Origin of the sequence: Calothrix sp. FACHB-168 (assembly GCF_963889195.1) — a bacterium.
Classification (GTDB): Bacteria; Cyanobacteriota; Cyanobacteriia; order Cyanobacteriales; family Nostocaceae; genus Aulosira; species Aulosira anomala_A.
Genome location: NZ_CAWPNJ010000033.1, coordinates 83,213 through 101,811 on the forward strand (window position 1 = coordinate 83,213; position 18,599 = coordinate 101,811).

Below are 18,599 nucleotides of genomic sequence, written 5' to 3' on the forward strand. Positions count from 1 at the left end.
GGATTCCAATCTAAAATCTAAAATCCAAAATCCAAAATTGTTTCAATGCCCCATGCCCAATGCCCAATGCCCTATTCTTTGAGTAATAAATAATATAATGAACCGTTGCCGCCTGTAACGCCAGCGCGATCGCCTGCTAGTTTACCGGTGCCCATAAAATAATCTACCCTACCCGGCCCTTTGATGGCGCTACCTGTGTCTTGATCTAACACAAAGCGGCTGACTCGGCGGTACTCTAGCTTACCCGCCTGATTAGGATAGGGAAGAGAGGTATGTACTAAGGCTAAAGCACCAGGCGGCATGAGAGATTTATCTGTAGCAATGGAACGTTCTGGTGTTACAGGTACATTAATACTACCCGTAGCTGGCGTACCGCTAGTTTCCTTAAAGAAAATAAACCGTTCCCAGCGTGGTAAATAATTACTTAACTCCTGGGGAGATTGCTTAAAGAAACTGACTAATTTTGGTAGCGTTAATCCATCTAGTGGTAATTTACCATCTTTCGCCAGTTCTCTACCGATACTTGTCCAAGGGTAATCTGTTCCACCTGCGTAACCAATAGAGGTTTTTTTACCATCAGTTAACTGAATTTGGGCAGAACCTTGGATGTGAACCATGTATGCATCGAGGCGATCGCGAAACCATAACATTTCTAAACCTCGTAACTGGCTTTTATCACCCAATAAACCATCTTTTCCTTCTAATTCAATGCGTTTTGGATGTGGTTTAGTCCATTTATCGAAATCTGGTGGTAAGCGATATAGGGGATATTTATATTGAGCAGTCCTTACACGACTGGCTGTATAAACAGGCTCATAATAAGCAGTAAATTTAACAGTACCCTTGCCATCATTACCTACAGATTGGTAAAAAGTAAACTCGCGCTTGACAGCAGCTTGCAATTGTGCCGGCGACTTAGATTGCACAACTAACTGACGAAAGCGTAATAAGCTGCGACGTACCCGATCCAATGTAATTTCTGGAATTGGATATTGTTGATAAATAGCGATCGCCCTATCCCTTTCTAAATAACTGAGACTGTTATCAATCGCTTTTAACAGCGCTTGGCGATCGCCGCGTTTACCCCTACTACCCCAAATTTGCTCATCCCAACCCAAACAAGCAGACTTTGGGGTACAACCGCTCCCTAAGTCCACAGGTTTAAGTGCTGGCTGTACCTCAGGTACGGGTGGTACGGGGATAGGTACCACCGGCGTTGGTTGTACTGGCGGCGGTAAATTAGGAACCTGAGCTACAGCTGACCAAATTGCATTGACAAAGGCAAGTCCTAGACTTAAGGAACACAAGGCAAGGGTTTTTTTCATCATTTAGCTGAATCTTTCAACACTAGAGCTAAAAATTGGTTCTACTCGGATTGCAATAATCCGAGCTGGGCGTACTACCATATACTCCCCTTGAATATTCTTGATCGGCACGCTAATAAAGTCATTAGAAGTAGATTTTGGCACTAATTCGCCACTATACCACTTCTGAAACTCTTGAATAGTCGGAAAACGTACTTCTTCGCGGTGACCACTTTCTAGTAGGAGGTGTACTGAGTATTCATTCGGAGTTCTCGGCATAAAGTTGAATTATTTAAAACACATTCAACCCATTGTTAACCACCATATCCCAGAATGAGAAGGGGAACTATACGGTAGCATTACAGATATTCTGGAGAGTTTTGAGTTCATCGCTCAACACTCTCTACTTCTGCTTTTAAGTTGCACAATCCATTGTGAGGGTTGTTGACTGTTGACCGTTGACCGTTGACTGTTAACAGCCCTGATTAGTAGTTATGCAATTTAGATGCGGATTAGTTTACTTTCGGCTATGACGGTGGCTTACCCCGATACGGTTCCCAGAAATTGGGCATTGGGCATGGGGAATTGGGCATTGGAAACAATTTTGGATTTTGGATTTTAGATTTTAGATTGGAATCCAAAATCGCAAATCTAAAATCTAAAATTCCTTGTCCCCCTTGCCTCATCCCCTAGCCCCTACCCCCTTAAAGCCGCGCTGAGAATTTAAAAATGGCGGTATGGGACAGTCTAATGTCATGGCGATCGCTCTGAGCAAATCTGCTTCTGATGGTGTCACTTTATTATCTAGTAAAACGGTGTGGGCGCAGGCATCGACGAGGGCTTGCTTGAGTTTGGGAGTTGCAAGGCGCAGGCGATCGATACTTTTTTTGATATCAGTAAAGCTACCATTAACTGGTGTATCTGGTATTTGTTGCTGTCCGGCTCCGGGAAGGCGAAAAACCCCAGAACGGAAAGCATAGGCGATTTCATCGGGTTGAGTTTGTCCGACTCTGGCTAATGCTGACAGTACTAGTATGCTATCTGACCAAATTTGGTCTATAGATGTGAATTCTACTGTTGTGTGTGCTGTGGGATTTATACAAGGTTCGAGTCGATGCCACAGGACTAATTGCAACACAAAATTCCATAATGATAAGCTTCCCCTCGCAATAATGATTCCTTGGACGCATTTACACAATCTTTGGCATTCTTTGGCGGAAGTTTGCCGGAATGTGGGTATCATCAAATCGACCAGAGGTAAACGCAAACTGGGATCTAATTGGCTGATTTCGCTGCTAAATTCCAGGGTTTTCTCGATTAATTCAGGCGGTTGGACTTGTTTTAACCAAGTTATTTGTCGTTCTTGAATTTCGGGGTTGTCTGGTTCTAAAGCTAATGCAAAAGCGATCGCAGTTGCGCTTTGCTGTTCCTTTACCCCCATACGTAAGCTTTCTGGTAACTGGGCTAATAAGGCTTGTGCGTGGGCGAAATGCTCAGGCGCAACGCTTCCCACTTGGTTAACTATTTGTTCTGGTGTAATGGCTGTATGATTTCCACCACCAGCAAAGCCCATTGCTAGCCCATCCCCATGACTTTGATGACGCATTGGCGATCGCATTTTGGCTAAATCTTGGGGGTTTAAACTCCCAATTCGGCGGATGCGTTCTGTTAAGGGTGGATGGGTAGCAAACATATCTTCCCAAAATTCCAGCTTGAGGGCATTGCCAAAAAACATGTGGCTGGCGGCTTCGGCTCCGGGAGCAATTAAACGCGAATCCATCTGTTGAAGTTTTACAAAAACTCCCGTAATTCCTACAGGGTTGCGAGTAAATTGGACTGCTGAAGCATCAGCCAAAAATTCTCGCTGACGGGAGACAGCAGCTTTAATTAAGCGCCCGCACAATAACCCAATACTGCCAATAGCCATTAATGCTAAACCAAACGCCCACAGGGGTAAACCTTTTTCTTCGCTAGAACCGCGCACACGCCAGCGCCACAAAAATTCCCCAGCTAAGTAAATAAATAAAATCCCGTGTAAAAGCCCCATTAAGCGCAAATTCAGCCGCATATCTCCGTTAAGAATGTGGCTGAATTCATGGCCGATGACTCCTTGTAATTCATCTCGGTTCAGGTGTTGCAAACTGCCACGGGTAACGCCAATTACCGCATCGTTAGGTGTAAACCCGGCAGCAAAGGCGTTAATACCGGATTCTGATTCCAACAGATATACTGTGGGGACAGAAATACCAGATGCGATCGCCATTTCCTCGACAATATTTAATAATTGTCGCCCTTGCTCGTCCGCCATTTCTGGTATCAGCAGTCTTCCCCCCAACTGCTGCGCAATCATGCTACCTCCCTCACGGAGACAGAAGATTTTATAAGTGCTAGCAAGAGCGATCGCAATTATGGTAATCGTCGCTACCCAGAAAAATAAGCCAGAATGCCACCAAATCCTGGGAGCCATGCGCAACACAAATAACATAGCAATATAAATTGCTACAATCATGACTGCGATCGATAAAGCAAATAACCCGATTAACTTCTGCGTGTTTTGGCGTGCTATATCCTGATGTTCAAAGAAATTCATAGACACCTAAAAAGACACGCGGGGAGCAGTTTTCATTTCTGGTGTCGCTTCTTGGAGTAATTCAGCATTAGTAAAGTTAAAACTGCTGGCTATTAAATTGCTGGGGAAAGATTCGCTTTTAGTGTTGTAGAGTGTCACAGCGTCATTAAAAGCCTGACGCGCAAAAGCAATGCGGTTTTCCGTCGAAGATAATTCTTCCATAACCTGAGTCATAGCGCGATCGGCTTTGAGTTCTGGGTAAGCTTCCGAAAGTACCATTAAGCGACTTAAAGCACCACTTAAAGCCGCCTCAGCATTACCTAACTGCTGCATCGCTTGCGGCTCGCCTGGATTTTGCATTGCCCGACTGCTAGCATTAAGCGCAGAATTCCGCGCTGCAATTACGGCTTCAAGGGTTTCGCGCTCATATTTCATGTAACCTTTAGCAGTTTCCACCAAATTGGGAATTAAGTCATAGCGCCGTTGTAATTGCACATCAATTTGGGCGTAAGCATTCTTATAGCGATTGCGAAACTTGACTAAATCGTTGTAGCTACTGATGATAATTACAACCACAATGGCAACTACAACAACCAAAAATATTAAAAACCCCATCATATTTTTAAGTTCCAAAAAACTTGCGAATGAAGAAATCCAACACCCTGACAAGCAAGCAAAAATAGTTGTTTGCAGAGTTACCCATCAAAGTAGCCGTCATATCCAGTCAACTTTTTGTGGATATATCAAAGAGTCTACTTTCCGCAAGTTTGCTTCGTCGCCTGTAAAATTAGTTACGAATATTTACTGATATTGATGTTGTGTATAAGACTGGCTGGAGTGCGATCGCTTTTGATGTTGCTGTAGGCGATCGCATAATTCTGCGCCTCTCGCCTCTGGAGCAGTTTATAATTCATCTAACCACAGAGGCGCAGAGAACACAGAGATTTGAAGATAGCTAAATTACTGCCGAATTCCTTTAATAAACTCTGTTCTAGCCTCAATAATTGAAGGCATTAAAACACAACGTACTAATAAATTGATATCTAATTCTGGTAATAAATTACTTTGAGTAATTTGTTCATAGTTATCATTATTTAGTCCATACAAAAATAACTGATTATTTTCCCAAAACCAGACTTCAGTAATTTTAAATCTCTTATATTTTTCTAGTTTATCGAGACTGCCACTAGTAATATTAACTTCAATAGCTAAATCAGGATGCTCTTTTTTCTCACCTATACAATAAGATTCATCAGGTTCAAAAGAAGCACTCTTTTCCTTTGCTCGACGGGTAGCACTACCTACAGGTATAAAATTTATATTTATTTCAAAAAAGTAAAATTCTAGTAATATAGCTAAAATACTTTTAATAATCTCATGTTTTTCACTATGATTTCTGAATTCTATAGATCCATCAAGATAATTTATCCGTAAACCTGGCGCATTTGCTGTTAACGCTTCAATCTTCTCAAATTCCTCCCAACTGTAATAGCCAGGTAACAGAAAGCGCTGTTCTCGGAGCGTAGTCAATTTATCTAGAATTTGGGGAGTCATAGTTTATTGGTTTTATCTATAGATAGCCATACCCTACTGCAACAAGAAGATAATCCTAAATGGCAACCTTGATATTTTCATTCCCTACGAAAATGATATTTCATGATTGATTACTTACCCTAAGTATAACTCAGAGTACAGGATATAATACGCAATTTAATATCTCTGAATTAAAGTGACTAAATAAAAACCAGCCGCAGTAAATATAAAAATCACAGTAGCAGAATATACTATTACATCTTTTAACAGAAATAATATCCAATCTTTTCTTAGTTCTTGTTTAAACTTTAATTCTCGCAACTTCCGCTCAAGTTCTGCATCTTCCTTAGCAGGCAAACTAACATAACGAGCAGGATATATATTATCAATAATTTCTTCTGTAGAACTTTTCTCTTCCCATGTATCAAAAGTTTCTACAAAATTCTCTAATGGCGGATTAGTTTGATTAGCAACAATCGGTAGATTTTCCTTTGTGAGCTTACCTATTTCTTTTTTAAGTGCCTTTTTTACAGCCTTGTTAATTAAAGTTTCTAGTTTCTTATCCGACATGAGTTGTTAAAGATTTTTGTTCATACCATTTCAGCTTAAATTTTAGTAGAATTTAAGGCTGAACAAATGAAGTCGCAACTACATTTCTATGTTGTTAGGGTAAAGTCCAGTTTTCAAGTTGTAATCCGGTAATGCGGCTATAATGACGAGTATTATTAGTTACTAAAATATAATTTCCTGTTAATGCAACACTAGCAATTAATAAATCAAACTCAGTAATTGGTTGTCCTAATCTGCGGAGTTCTGCTTTTAATTCCCCAAACTTCTTGAGAGTAGGAGTATTTAAAGGTACAACGGGTAAATTTTGAATAAATTCTTCTACACGAGCTAAATTTTCCACCACTCGTTGAGAATTATAAGCACCAAAATACAACTCAGCAACGGTGATACTGCAAATAGAAATTTGCTCCCATCCTATTTCGCTAACCTTAGTTCTGACTGAATTAATATCTTTTATCCAATAAATACAAGGTTGGGTTGAAAGAAGTGAAACCCAACATTGACACCAACATTCACAAGGTTTTGAGATGTTGGGTTTCGTTCCTCAACCCAACCTACGCCTTAATTACTATTTCAAAAATTTACGCTTTTGCAGCAGGCTGTCTCATCAGCCAAATGAGCGCACCTCCTGTAATCATACCGAAAACAGCGAAACCCAAAGCAGTAGTTACAAAAAGACTTAAGCTTACATGGTCGTTTGGATCTGTTCTTAGAGCCACAGCAACAAAAACACTTACAATACCTCCAAGAGTAATACCCAGAGCGTTGGCTAGTACCCACCAACCAGTCTGAGAAAATGAACGCCGCAATACGAACCATTGCAGCATACCTAAAAAAGCTCCACCCATCAAAAGACCTGCAAAGGGTGAGACAAACTCCTGTCCAGAAGAGTAAAAACCATATCCAAATGCAAATCCTAGAGGAGTCCCAAAAAACACTCCTACAGCAGTTAGCAAAAGCCACCTAGCATCCTGAGAGAAATGCCAACGCCGTAATAATCGCCATTGTGTAATGCCTAATAAAGCTGACTCTAAAGTAATCAACACACCCAACTGGACAAAATCCCTTTGAGAATAATATTCGCCATCTGAATAACCAGTAGTTACATATAAGATGAGTGCTGCGATGGGAATACCTATAGTAAATCCCAAAGACCCCCCTAGAGAATTTAACAACACCCATTGTCGCCAAAAGCCCCATCCAACGAGTTCAGGTTGACTTGGTGGCGGAATCATCACCTGTGGCTGCGATGTATTCACTGCAGATTCTCTCATCAGCCAAACCAGCACACCCCCAGTAATCATGGCAAAAACTGCGAATGCGAAAATCAAATCAAGAATATATAGATTCCGGTTGTAGTAATGATAGTAGTTACAATATACAACCGCACCACCCACTGTATTTGCCGCAATCCACCAGCCAGCACGGGAAACTCTCTGTCTCAGCACTAACCATTGCATTATACCGAGTGAAGCACCAAACACAGTACCTCCGCCAACAGTGAATCCAAAAGGATTCCATAGAGACAATGCATTATTCACCACAAAATAACCAAAAATCCCCAAGATAATACCTAAAGCTGTTACCAATACCCACCACTTGCAGGAAAATAGCCGCCTCAGTATTAACCATTGCACACCGCCAAACAAGAGTGATAAACAAATAAACGTGAAACCAGTCAAAAAATTACCAGAATTTTTATACACATCAAACATACTCAACCCTACAACCAATGCCACAGTACTTGCTAATACCCATTGCAACCACAAGCCCCATCCAACGAGTTGAGATTGGGTTGGTGCTGGAGTTTTTGCTTCTGGCTGAGTTGGTGCTGGAGTTTTTACTTCTGGCTGGGGTGTATTTACTTGTTGAGTTGGTGCAACTCCGGGTGGATTTGTTCTCCTAACCTTGGGCGGATGCAAAATCTGTTCAATCTCCGCCAACCTTTGCAAAATCATTTGAGTATTAGCTGGACGTTGCTTAGGTTTATGCGCCATCATCTCATCTAACAAATCTGCCAACAGTGGCGATATATGGGTTGCATGATTACGCCAAACTAGCTCATCATTGTGAGCATCATAAATCTCTGCATCTAACGGATATTTCCCTGTCAATAAAAATACAAATGTGCGCCCCAGAGCAAAAAAATCAGATTGGGGTACAGCTTGACTATTCATCTGTTCGACTGGTGTGTAACCTGCTGAAGATATCATTGTGACACCACCTTGCTGATTGACAATGGTTGCTGTAACTTGTCGTGCTGTCCCAAAGTCAATCAGTGTTAATTCACCAGTCGCTCTCAGCATAATATTAGGTGGCTTGATATCCCGATGGAAGAAGTTTTGACTGTGTACGTCATCTAGAATTGTGACTAATTCCTTCAGCCATTGCAGAGCCAAATCTTGATCAATGGGACGTAAACCACAATTTGCCATGTACTTTTCTAAGTCTATCCCAACAATTTTTTCCATCACCAGACAATGAACTGGGGTTTGGCTGTTTCTGGGAAAATAGACAAAGTACCCATCACGCTCAACGTGGGGAATACCAGGATTATCCAGTTGACTTAAAACTTCTGCTTCTTGCTGAAATAATTCAACTGCTTTTTGCTGATTGTTAATTAGGACTTTGAGAACTTTGGCGGTATTACTACGCACCTCATTGACTTCAAAAGTCAAGCCAAAGCCACCACCGCCTAACTGACGCATTACCCGATAACGTCCTTTCAATAGCAGTTCTGAGCCACAAGTCAAACAAAATAGCTCATTATCATTATTTTGCGGTTTTGAGCATTGAGGGTTTACACAGAGGCTCATGGCTTCTACAAGGAAAAATTTTATCTGTTAGTCTATCAGTGTAGCCGAACTCTTGTATATTAAAAATTTCGATATTTTTGAGCGCAGGTTAGGAATAAATCATCCTTATACTGTGACTGTGGGTAACAATTTAGCAGATTTGCACGGTTCTCTGAAATCAGAACAGTAAAATTCAAATTTCTAACCTTACTAATTCAGCTTTTATCTCCAAGTTCCGTGTTCTGAACTCCAAGTTTCCTGTTGCAAACGAGAACGTTCCTATTTCCAGTGAAAATGTTGCTGTTGCAAACGAGAACGTTCCTGTTCTGAGGTGGAATGATGGTGTTGTGAGGGCGATGCTTCCACTTGTATTGATGAGATAAAACTGTTGTGGGGTGGGCTGGACAGCCCATCCCAGCTATATAACTTTAATATAGAACAGCTTAATGCACTAACGCGATCGCTCTTTTAGTCAACGCTTCCGCAGTTAATCCATTAAACGCCATCAACTCACCCGCACTAGCTGTAGTTTCCCCACGCTTCCATGCAAAAGTATCGCGTCTAGAATTACTCCTTAAAAGCACTGGTTCTAACATCGCCGGCGCGCCACCAGTAACAGCAATTAACGCATCACCATCAAATAATTCGGCAAATTTGGCATCATCTAAGAAACCACCATCTGCTTCAGAACAAGTATCCCAAGCGGTATCATGAGAACGATACAAACGGCGAGGATTAATTACAGAAACAATCTTCGCACCAATACCTTCAGTTTCTAGAAAAGCTGCTGCTTCAAATACTGGCATTAATGTCATATCACCAATAACAGCAAAGACAACTTTTTTATCTCCAGGAACTTCATGCAATAGTACTGCACCATCGCGTAAACCTTGATGAGTTTGTTCTAATGTGGTGCGAATTGGTAAGGGTGATTTACTTGCAGTAATGACAATTCCCTTATTTTTTGTTTGCAATGCCCAGTCATAACAAACTTGAATACTGTTAGCATCGGGTGGGAATAATGGAAACACATTACCACTGCGCATCATTGATGCAAAATAAGCTTCAATTTCTGGACGTTGGTGTGTCCAACCGTTGCGTCCTTGCTCTAATGCACCGGCAGTAAATAATGTAATTGTTGAGGGAGTTTGGCGGCGTAATTCTGCCATTGCTTGAGTAACAGTTTGCCAAATTGGTAATCCGTTGATGGCAAAAGATTCGTAAGAACACCACAATGTTCTTGCACCCATTAATGACAATCCAGCAGCTAAACCTGCACAAGCATCTTCACTCAATGGTTCGTAAACTTGTCCGTTTGGTGCTTGATTATATAAATCGTCGGTTGTGGGGTGAATAATCTTCAATGCTTGGTTAATATTGGCAATTCCTGATGCTTCGTTTCCATCAGCATTAGTTACTAAGAAATTGGGATCTTTTTTGCCGACAATTCCTACTAATCTTCCCATCGCTGTTGTGGAAACTTTCGGTTCGCCACTAACTGCATATTCTTCTAAAGGTAATTCACCTAAATCTGGTAATGGTAATTCAAATTCTGTGACAACTGTTTTCGCAGCCGGGCCACCACCAGCGCGTTCGGCGTTGGTTCTGACTAATTCCCAAGCTGAAGCAGGTAACGCACGTTCTTTTAAGGCACTGACAATATGGGGAGCATCTAACGTATCTTTGGGATAAAGGTTATGGGATTTTGCGCCTCTGGCGTGAACTCCGGCACCTTTGAGTTGTTTAATGATAAAAACGGTAAGTTTACCACCTAAAGCGGAACGGGCGGCTTTATCGACTCCCAAAAGTACGGCTTTGGTGAAGGCTAGACGCTGCTCTAAAGAAAAGGCGGTACTATCAACATAATCGCCAGCTTGGTTTTGGTCGTCAAATTCCTTAGCATCAACTAGAACTACTTCCTCAAAACCGTTACCTTGCCAATATGCTGTCATTTCTGCGTTGGTTTTCAGGGAAACCATACTGTGATGTTCTTGGCTGTAACCGTTCCATACCAGCACGGGTAAGAAGTTGGTTGTTTGGGGATAAGCGGTGTGGAAGTGCGCCATTGAACTCATGATATATGGTTCGCCTAGTCCACCATCGCCAACGGTGAAGGGGAAAAGCTTGTCTTTATGCAGCAGTGCGGCGGACATAGCGAAGTGTTGCCCTTGTCCTAAAGGCCCCGCAGGTGCGAGAATACCAGGGATATAACCGGAAAGATGACCTAAAAGTCCGTGCTTTTCCCGGAAGCGATCGCGCAATTCTTGGACTGTAAAAATCCCCATATCCTCTAAAGAGCGATCGAGGAACATGGCACTATAAAATCCGGGAGCGTGGTGACCGACTTCCGTAATAATGTTTTTGTACCCTAACATGACCAGAGCCGCATAAGCTTCCGCTTGGCTAGCAAATCCACCAGGGTGTCCAGAAGCTTTACTACCTGTGACTTGTAGTGTCAGGTAACGCAAAGCATCGGCAGCAAGTATAGTTTGATAGACGGCTGCTGCATCGGTAGGATCTGCGATCGCTACTTTGCCCGATTCTATCGCTGGGGTGGCACCATAAGTTTCAAAACCCGGTAAGGTTTCCCCAAAATATTGAATACCTTCACAAAAATTCGGAAGCGAAGAAGATGCCTTAGGCGTGGTTGCTGTCATGCTGAATACCTTAAAAGGATGAGGAGAAACTGTGGATGCTCGTCCAAATTAACAAAAATTTTACAACTTCAAGCTGTAACAGTTTATTGCAATTTTGCAACTTCAACATAAGCAGGTTCAATATTCAGCAGTTTGGCGTCAGGAAATATCCTTGGCAAGGGCTGTTATTAGTCATTGGAGACGCGATTAATCGCGTCTGTACAATTAGATCCCTAAAACTCGCACCAAAAACGCCCATTTATCGGTTAGTTCCTCAATTGTCTTTGTTGTCGGTTTCCCTGCGCCATGTCCGGCTTTCGTCTCAATTCTAATGAGTACTGGCGCATCACCAGCCTGAGCTGCTTGCAAAGCCGCCGCAAATTTGAAACTATGAGCAGGTACAACGCGATCGTCATGATCGGCTGTAGTAATCAAGGTTGCGGGGTAAGCTGTACCTGGTTTAATGTTGTGTAACGGTGAATAAGCATATAAAGCTTTAAATTCCTCTGGGTTATCGGGCGAACCATATTCGGAAGTCCAAGCCCAACCAATGGTAAATTTGTGGAAGCGCAACATATCCATCACGCCGACTGCTGGTAAAGCTGCGCCAAACAAATCAGGGCGCTGAGTCATACAAGCACCCACCAATAAACCACCGTTACTACCACCTGCGATCGCTAATTTTGCCGATTTAGTATATTTATTAGCAATTAACCATTCAGCTGCCGCAATAAAATCATCAAACACATTTTGCTTTTTCAACTTCATTCCTGCTTGATGCCATTCTTCACCATACTCGCCACCACCGCGAATATTTGGCATCGCATAAACACCACCCATCTCCATCCACACCAAAAGACTCACAGAAAAACTCGGTGTCATTGAAGCATTAAAACCACCATAAGCATAAAGATAGGTAGGGTTATTCCCATCTAATTTAATACCTTTTTTGTGAGTAATAAACATGGGCACTTTTGTGCCATCTTTACTTTGGTAAAAGACTTGTTTTGTCTCGTAATCTTCCGGCTTAAAATCTACCTGTGGTTGGCGAAAAACTTCACTTTTTCCCGTTACCATATCATAGCGATATATAGTACCTGGTGTCGTGAAGCTCGTAAAACTATAAAAAGTTTCCGTATCATAGCGCTTACCATCAAAGCCATTGACTGAACCCAGTCCCGGCAATTCTACTTCACGGACAAATTTACCTTTGATATCAAAAATTTTAATTTGGCTATGAGCGTCTTTTAAATAATCAGCAACAAACTGATTATTAAGTATGCTCACATCTTCTAAAGTTTCTGTTGCTTGGGGGATAATTTCCTGCCAATATTCTGGTGCTGGTTTGTTGATATCAATAGCAATTAATCTACCACGCGGTGCTTTTAAATCTGTGCGGAAATAGAATATATGATCGTCACGATCAATAAAACTATAATCAGCTTCAAATTGATTAATTAGTTCAACAACTTCAGCATCAGGATTAGTTAAGTCTTTATAAAAAACTAAGTTTTTAGAATCAGTTCCCAACCAAACTGAGATAATTAAATATTTGCCATCTTCCGTAACATAACCATTGAAACCCCATTCTTTCTGGTCAGGACGCTGATAAATTAGTATATCTGCCGATTGTGGCGTCCCTAACCGATGATAATAAAGTTTTTGATAATAATTAACATCTTCTAATTGGCTTTTTTCATTTGGTTCATCATAGCGACTGTAGAAAAAGCCTTGATGATCGTTTGTCCAGGAAGCACTAGAAAATTTAATCCATTTTAATTGGTCTGGTAAATCTTCACCTGTTTCAATATCCCGGACTTTCCACTCTTGCCAATCAGAACCACCAGTAGATAAACTGTAAGCTAAAAATTGACTATTATTACTAATAGATAACCCAGAAAGAGCAACTGTACCATCTTCTGATAATTTATTGGGGTCAAGTAAAACTTTAGGTTGGTCATCCAGAGTTTTTAAAGTATAGAGAACGCTTTGATTTTGTAGCCCATCATTTTTGAAATAAAAATAGCGTTCCTGGGAGTTATTACCCAAAGATTCCCCTTCTTTAAAAGGAATACTATATCTTTCATAATTCCACAACTTAGTCAGGCGCTGTCTGATTTTTTCCTGAGCCGGAATTTGATTGAGGTAAGCAAAAGTAAGTTGATTTTGCGCCTCAATCCAAGCTTTTGTTTCTGGCGAATCAGGATTTTCTAACCAACGGTAAGGATCTGCCACTATAGTACCGTGGTAGTTATCGACGCGATCGCTCTTGTGGCTGGGGGGGTAAGTCAGCATAGTTTTTGATGGGACTCTTTGCTGGGCGTAGTGTTTGCGGAACTGGCTGCTATTTAAGCTATTTATATTTTCCGCATTTGTGAATTTCTCAACTACTACCTGTGAAGGTAACTGTTTGGAAATTGTAGCATTAGCAACACCCGCAGGCAGCACCCAACGGCAGATGATGACTGTTGCCAAAAATATAGCTAACAGTCGAGTCCATGAAACTTTGACCATGAAATTATTCATTGTGGTTTGTGTAATGGGCATGGGGCATAGGGCATAGGGCATTGGGCATTTCTGATTAATCCCCCTTTCCTAGCTCCTAGTGCGTGTTTTCAAAGTCGCCGTCACCCTACAAGGGTGCGGCTACCTCTACCAAGTCCCTTCGGGTTCGCCAGTCGCCTGCGGAGGGAAACCCTCCCGCAGCGCTGGACTCACCGCCTGCGCGGACTACGAAAAATTAAGGTTTTTAGCCCACGCAGGTGGGCTTTGTTTGTCTAGCCTCAGGCTTCAGCCTGAAGGCGTTTGGGGTTTGAAAACACGCCCTAGCCCCTAGCCCCTAACCCCTAGCTTTTACGCACCAGTACCATGAATTAGCTTTTCTCCCTTAAGCATTCTTACTGCGGCTTCTAATAGAGCTTCTTCGAGGTAAGGTTTGGTAAAGTAACCGCTAGCACCGAGTTGGATTGCCATTTGTCTGTGTTTATCTGCACCCCGTGAAGTCAGCATAGCAATTGGTAATTGGTTGAGGTGGCTATCTTTCTGAATGCGAGAAAGTAACTCCAGTCCGTCACAGCGTGGCATTTCAATATCACAGAAGACGATATCACAAGGTAATCCAGAGCGGAGTTTATCCCAAGCTTCTTGTCCATCGCGGGCTTGTTCTACTCGGTAACCAGCCTTGTTAAAGGTGAGGGAAAGTAACTCTCTGACTGTAATTGAGTCATCAACAATCAGCACAGTTGGATCAATTTTCACCACTTGGACTTCTGGTACAGGTGGGGTAGTCTTCTGTTGCCAAATACTACCACCAGTTTGTTTCAACATCCGTCCTTGGAAGATATCGATGATTTCCAGTACGTCAGCAATCGGCATAATCCGCCCATCACCTAAGACTGTAGCACCAGCTACACCCAAGGGTTTAGGAGCAGGCCCTTCAAATTGCTTAATTACAATTTCTTGCTCGCTCAGTACTTGATCGATTTGTAGGGCAATCATATTATTTCCCGATCGCACTACAACTACAGAAACCATGTCATCATCACGATTACCGCCGTAAACGTTACCGCGACTAAGTTGACGGTTGAAAGCTAAAATTTCCTTGAGGGGACGGAATGGTAAGATTGTATCCCGCCAAGCAATAAATGATTGTCCATCAGCAGTTTCTTGGATGTTTTTAACGGGGATATCTAAGGTATCTTCAACACCATCCATCGGGAAAGCAATTCTGGCTCTATCAGAAACGCAGCACAGCGCTTTACAAATACTCAGGGTGAGTGGTAACCGAATTGTAAAGGTTGTGCCTTTACCCAAGGTAGAATCGGTGTTAACTGCACCGCGAATTTCGCTAATTTCCGAGCGCACCACATCCATACCCACACCGCGCCCAGAAATTTCATCGGCTTTGTCTTTAATACTAAAGCCAGACTGGAAGAGTAAATCGTAGATTTCTATGCGTGTTATGGCTTTTGCTTCTTCAGGCGTGAGCATACCCAACCTCAGCGCCTTAGCTTTAATGCGTTCTGTATCGATACCTGCACCGTCATCACCCACAGAAATGACAGTTTGGTTACCTTGGTGGAAGGCGCGAATAGTAATTTCACCTACAGGTTTTTTACCAGCAGCTTGTCGTACTTCTGGCGTTTCAATCCCGTGAGCGATCGCATTATTCAACATGTGAGTTAATGGATCTGTCAGGTGATCCAAAATCATCTTGTCAATCAAGGTGTCTCCACCTTCAATGACTAACTCTACCTGCTTGCCATATTTAATCGCATTATCCCGCACACCACGCCGCAAGCGGTCAATAGCTTGGGAAAATGGCACCATTCGCGCTCTAGTTAATCCCTCTTGGAGTTGGGTAGTGACTTGTCGGAATTGTCTTGCTACTCGTTCAGTTTCTTCCGTCACAAAGTCGATGTCACTCGCTGACTCACGTACCCTGACAATCATTTCAATCATTTCTTGAGACAAAGTATGGAAAGGCGTAAACCGATCCATTTCCAGTTCGCTAAAACCCCTCTCAGAATTGGAATCCCCAGCAGATACATCAGTTTCTTTATTTTTCCGGGTAGCTAACAGTGAGGCTTCTAAAAGCGATCGCTCATACAATTCTTGCATCCTCGCCCCAACATCAGATAGCTGCTGCACCTGAATCAGCAAATTATCTAATGATTGTCGCAAGCGTTCTTGATCCTGCTCTAAAGTATTACGATTTACTACCAATTCCCCAACTAAATTACTCATATCATCCAGTTGTTTAACTGGAACCTTCATCGTTTCTTCAAATCTAGCTGGACGACGAGTAGATGGGCGTGGTGTTTTGTTCGCATTTGGTTTGATAGATGGTGAGTGCGATATTGTTTGATCGGCTTCCGCTAACAACTTCTCTAAATCACCAAATTCATCTTCTATTTCTGGTACGCTGACAGAGTTACTAGAATTAGCTGGTGTAACTGGTTGCTGTTTGTGTGGATAGACAGGCGCAGGTATCAGCAAATTATTGTCATCTTTCGGTGTATCTAATAATGCTTCTAGCGCTGCAAAATCTTCATCAGGTATGGGGGATGTAAATTCCTCTTTTAATAATGTTTCTAAGTCTGCAAATTCATCTACCGCCCCAACTTCTGATGCCACTTCTAAATTATTATTAGCAACAACAAGATTATCTTGTTCACCTATTTTTTCCGCTTCAGGTTGTTCCTCTAAATTTAATTCAATCGAATTTTCTGGAGTCGCTGTATTTTCTTGTAATAAATCTTCTAGTCCAGCGAATTCTTGTAGAGTATTTTCGGTTTCTGATAATTCATCAATTAAACTTAGTTCTGTATTATCAGCAACCGTCTCCAAACTTTCCTCTAACTCTAAGTTAGCTGGAAACTGTTGTAAATCAGAAATTTCGGCATAATTTACATCTAGATTATGTTCTGCTAATTCAGCCTCTAAATTTAATCCTGAAGTTTCGTCAACAGTTAATTCTGGAGTATCGAATGCATCTAATCCGCCAAAATCCAGTGCGCTATCAACTGCTGATTCTTGATTATCTAAATTCAATACTGGAGGTTCGATAACAGTTAATTCTGGAGTATCGAATGCATCTAATCCGCCAAAATCCAGTGCGCTATCAACTGCTGATTCTTGATTATCTAAATTCAATACTGGAGGTTCAGCAGTTATTGCTGGAGTATCAAATACATCTAATCCGCCAAAATCCAGTGCGCTATCAACTGCTAATTCCTGATTATTTAAATTCAATGCAGGAGGTTCAGCAACAGTTAATTCTGGAGTATCAAATGCATCTAATCCGCCAAAATCCATTGCGCTATCAACTGCTGATTCCTGGTTATCTAAATTTAATACTGGAGGTTCGCCAACAGTTAATTCTGGGGTATCGAATGCATCTAATCCACCAAAATCTAGTGCGCCATCAGCAACTGATTCCTGATTATCTAAATTTAATACTGGAGTTTCAGCAGTTGTTGCTGGAGTATCGAACGAATCTAATTCGCCAAAATCCATTGCGCTATCAACTGCTGATTCCTGGTTATCTAAATTTAATACTGGAGGTTCGCCAACAGTTAATTCTGGCGTATCAAATGCATCTAATCCACCAAAATCTAGTTCGCTATCAGTGACTGATTCCTGGTTATCTAAATTTAATACTGGAGGTTCGCCAACAGTTAATTCTGGCGTATCAAATACATCTAATCTGCTAAAATCCAGTTCGCTATCAGCGACTGATTCCTGATTATCTAAATTTAATACTGGGGTTTCCCCAACAGCTAATTCTGGCGTATCAAATACATCTAATCCACCAAAATCCAGTTCGCTATCAGCGACTGATTCCTGATTATCTAAATTTAATACTGGAGGTTCGCCAACAGCTAATTCTGGAGTATCAAATGCATCTAATACACCAAAATCAAGTTCGCTATCAGTGACTGATTCCTGGTTATCTAAATTTAATACTGGAGGTTCACCAACAGCTAATTCTGGAGTAGAAAACGCATCTAATTCTCCAAAATCCAGTGCGCTATCAGCGACTGATTCCTGATTATCTAAATTTAATACCGGAGGTTCACCAACAGTTAATTCTGGCGTATCAAATGCATCTAATTCTCCAAAATCAAGTGCGCTATCAACTGCTGATTCCCGATTATCTAAATTCAATCCTGGAGTTTCAGCAGTTGTTGCTGGAGTATCAAATACATCTAATCCAGCAAAATCAAGTTCGCTATCAGTAACTGATTCCTGGTTATCTAAATTTAATACTGGCGTTTCCCCAACAGCTAATTCTGGCGTATCAAATGCATCTAATCCACCAAAATCCAGTGTGCTATCAACTGCTGATTCCTGATTATCCAAATTTAATACTGGAGGTTCGCCAACCGTTAATTCTGGGGTATCGAATGCATCTAATCCACCAAAATCTAGTTCGCTATCAGCGACTGATTCCTGATTATCTAAATTTAAAGCTGGAGTTTCAGCAATAGTTAATTCTGGGTTATCAAATGCATCTAATCCACCAAAATCCAATGCGCTATCAACTGCTGATTCCTGATTATCCAAATTTAATACTGGAGGTTCGCCAACAGTTAATTCTGGGTTATCAAATGCATCTAATCCACCAAAATCTAGTTCACTATCAGCAACTGATTCCTGATTATTTAAATTCAATCCTGGAGTTTCAGCA

Annotated in this window: 12 protein-coding genes; 1 reads left to right on the forward strand and 11 read right to left on the reverse strand. The window is 41.6% G+C overall.

What is annotated here, in order from left to right; genetic code table 11:
* Nucleotides 1–71: 71 nt before the first annotated feature.
* The 4 genes from mltA to AACW45_RS20815 form a co-directional block, all read right to left on the reverse strand.
* A complete protein-coding gene (gene mltA, locus AACW45_RS20800; protein ID WP_190634393.1) occupies nucleotides 72–1,325 on the reverse strand; it encodes a murein transglycosylase A in 1,254 nt (417 codons plus the stop codon).
* A gap of 3 nt (nucleotides 1,326–1,328) precedes the next feature.
* Nucleotides 1,329–1,583 carry a hypothetical protein gene (locus AACW45_RS20805; protein ID WP_190634395.1) on the reverse strand — a complete coding sequence of 85 codons (255 nt, stop codon included), beginning with the start codon at nucleotides 1,581–1,583 and terminating at the stop codon, nucleotides 1,329–1,331.
* A 403-nt stretch (nucleotides 1,584–1,986) separates the two neighbouring features.
* Entirely contained in the window at nucleotides 1,987–3,894 is a 1,908-nt protein-coding gene (locus AACW45_RS20810; protein WP_190634397.1) for a M48 family metallopeptidase, read from the reverse strand.
* Between the two features lie 6 nt (nucleotides 3,895–3,900).
* A complete protein-coding gene (locus AACW45_RS20815; RefSeq protein ID WP_199331186.1) occupies nucleotides 3,901–4,491 on the reverse strand; it encodes a LemA family protein in 591 nt (196 codons plus the stop codon).
* A 200-nt stretch (nucleotides 4,492–4,691) separates the two neighbouring features.
* Between AACW45_RS20815 and AACW45_RS20820 the strand changes: the two genes are divergently transcribed.
* The gene (locus tag AACW45_RS20820; protein WP_190634399.1) at nucleotides 4,692–4,832 is read left to right on the forward strand and encodes a hypothetical protein; all 141 of its coding nucleotides are present in this window, start codon (nucleotides 4,692–4,694) and stop codon (nucleotides 4,830–4,832) included.
* Between the two features lies 1 nt (nucleotide 4,833).
* Here AACW45_RS20820 and AACW45_RS20825 read toward each other — a convergent pair whose 3' ends face one another.
* From AACW45_RS20825 to AACW45_RS20855, 7 genes are all read right to left on the reverse strand, one after another.
* The gene (locus AACW45_RS20825; RefSeq protein WP_190634400.1) at nucleotides 4,834–5,427 is read right to left on the reverse strand and encodes a Uma2 family endonuclease; all 594 of its coding nucleotides are present in this window, start codon (nucleotides 5,425–5,427) and stop codon (nucleotides 4,834–4,836) included.
* Nucleotides 5,428–5,583: 156 nt separating this feature from the next.
* Nucleotides 5,584–5,976 (reverse strand): hypothetical protein, encoded by a 393-nt coding sequence (locus AACW45_RS20830; RefSeq protein ID WP_190634402.1) that lies wholly within the window; start codon nucleotides 5,974–5,976, stop codon nucleotides 5,584–5,586.
* A 94-nt stretch (nucleotides 5,977–6,070) separates the two neighbouring features.
* Nucleotides 6,071–6,505 carry a type II toxin-antitoxin system VapC family toxin gene (locus tag AACW45_RS20835; protein WP_313933792.1) on the reverse strand — a complete coding sequence of 145 codons (435 nt, stop codon included), beginning with the start codon at nucleotides 6,503–6,505 and terminating at the stop codon, nucleotides 6,071–6,073.
* Between the two features lie 52 nt (nucleotides 6,506–6,557).
* On the reverse strand, nucleotides 6,558–8,792 hold the full coding sequence (locus tag AACW45_RS20840; protein WP_190634404.1) for a bifunctional serine/threonine protein kinase/MFS transporter: 2,235 nt from the start codon (nucleotides 8,790–8,792) through the stop codon (nucleotides 6,558–6,560).
* Between the two features lie 422 nt (nucleotides 8,793–9,214).
* On the reverse strand, nucleotides 9,215–11,428 hold the full coding sequence (locus AACW45_RS20845) for a phosphoketolase (RefSeq protein ID WP_190634406.1): 2,214 nt from the start codon (nucleotides 11,426–11,428) through the stop codon (nucleotides 9,215–9,217).
* A 204-nt stretch (nucleotides 11,429–11,632) separates the two neighbouring features.
* Nucleotides 11,633–13,702, reverse strand: a complete 2,070-nt coding sequence (locus AACW45_RS20850) for a prolyl oligopeptidase family serine peptidase (RefSeq protein ID WP_190634419.1) — start codon at nucleotides 13,700–13,702, stop codon at nucleotides 11,633–11,635.
* Between the two features lie 558 nt (nucleotides 13,703–14,260).
* Nucleotides 14,261–18,583 (reverse strand): hybrid sensor histidine kinase/response regulator, encoded by a 4,323-nt coding sequence (locus tag AACW45_RS20855; RefSeq protein WP_242045725.1) that lies wholly within the window; start codon nucleotides 18,581–18,583, stop codon nucleotides 14,261–14,263.
* Nucleotides 18,584–18,599: the final 16 nt, after the last annotated feature.

Excerpts from the sequence above, each read along its gene's own strand:
- mltA (WP_190634393.1), bottom strand. The coding sequence starts at position 1,325 with ATGAAAAAAACCCTTGCCTTGTGTTCCTTAAGTCTAGGACTTGCCTTT.
- AACW45_RS20805 (WP_190634395.1), bottom strand. The coding sequence starts at position 1,583 with ATGCCGAGAACTCCGAATGAATACTCAGTACACCTCCTACTAGAAAGT.
- AACW45_RS20810 (WP_190634397.1), bottom strand. The coding sequence starts at position 3,894 with ATGAATTTCTTTGAACATCAGGATATAGCACGCCAAAACACGCAGAAG.
- AACW45_RS20815 (WP_199331186.1), bottom strand. The coding sequence starts at position 4,491 with ATGATGGGGTTTTTAATATTTTTGGTTGTTGTAGTTGCCATTGTGGTT.
- AACW45_RS20825 (WP_190634400.1), bottom strand. The coding sequence starts at position 5,427 with ATGACTCCCCAAATTCTAGATAAATTGACTACGCTCCGAGAACAGCGC.
- AACW45_RS20830 (WP_190634402.1), bottom strand. The coding sequence starts at position 5,976 with ATGTCGGATAAGAAACTAGAAACTTTAATTAACAAGGCTGTAAAAAAG.
- AACW45_RS20840 (WP_190634404.1), bottom strand. The coding sequence starts at position 8,792 with ATGAGCCTCTGTGTAAACCCTCAATGCTCAAAACCGCAAAATAATGAT.
- AACW45_RS20845 (WP_190634406.1), bottom strand. The coding sequence starts at position 11,428 with ATGACAGCAACCACGCCTAAGGCATCTTCTTCGCTTCCGAATTTTTGT.
- AACW45_RS20850 (WP_190634419.1), bottom strand. The coding sequence starts at position 13,702 with ATGCTGACTTACCCCCCCAGCCACAAGAGCGATCGCGTCGATAACTAC.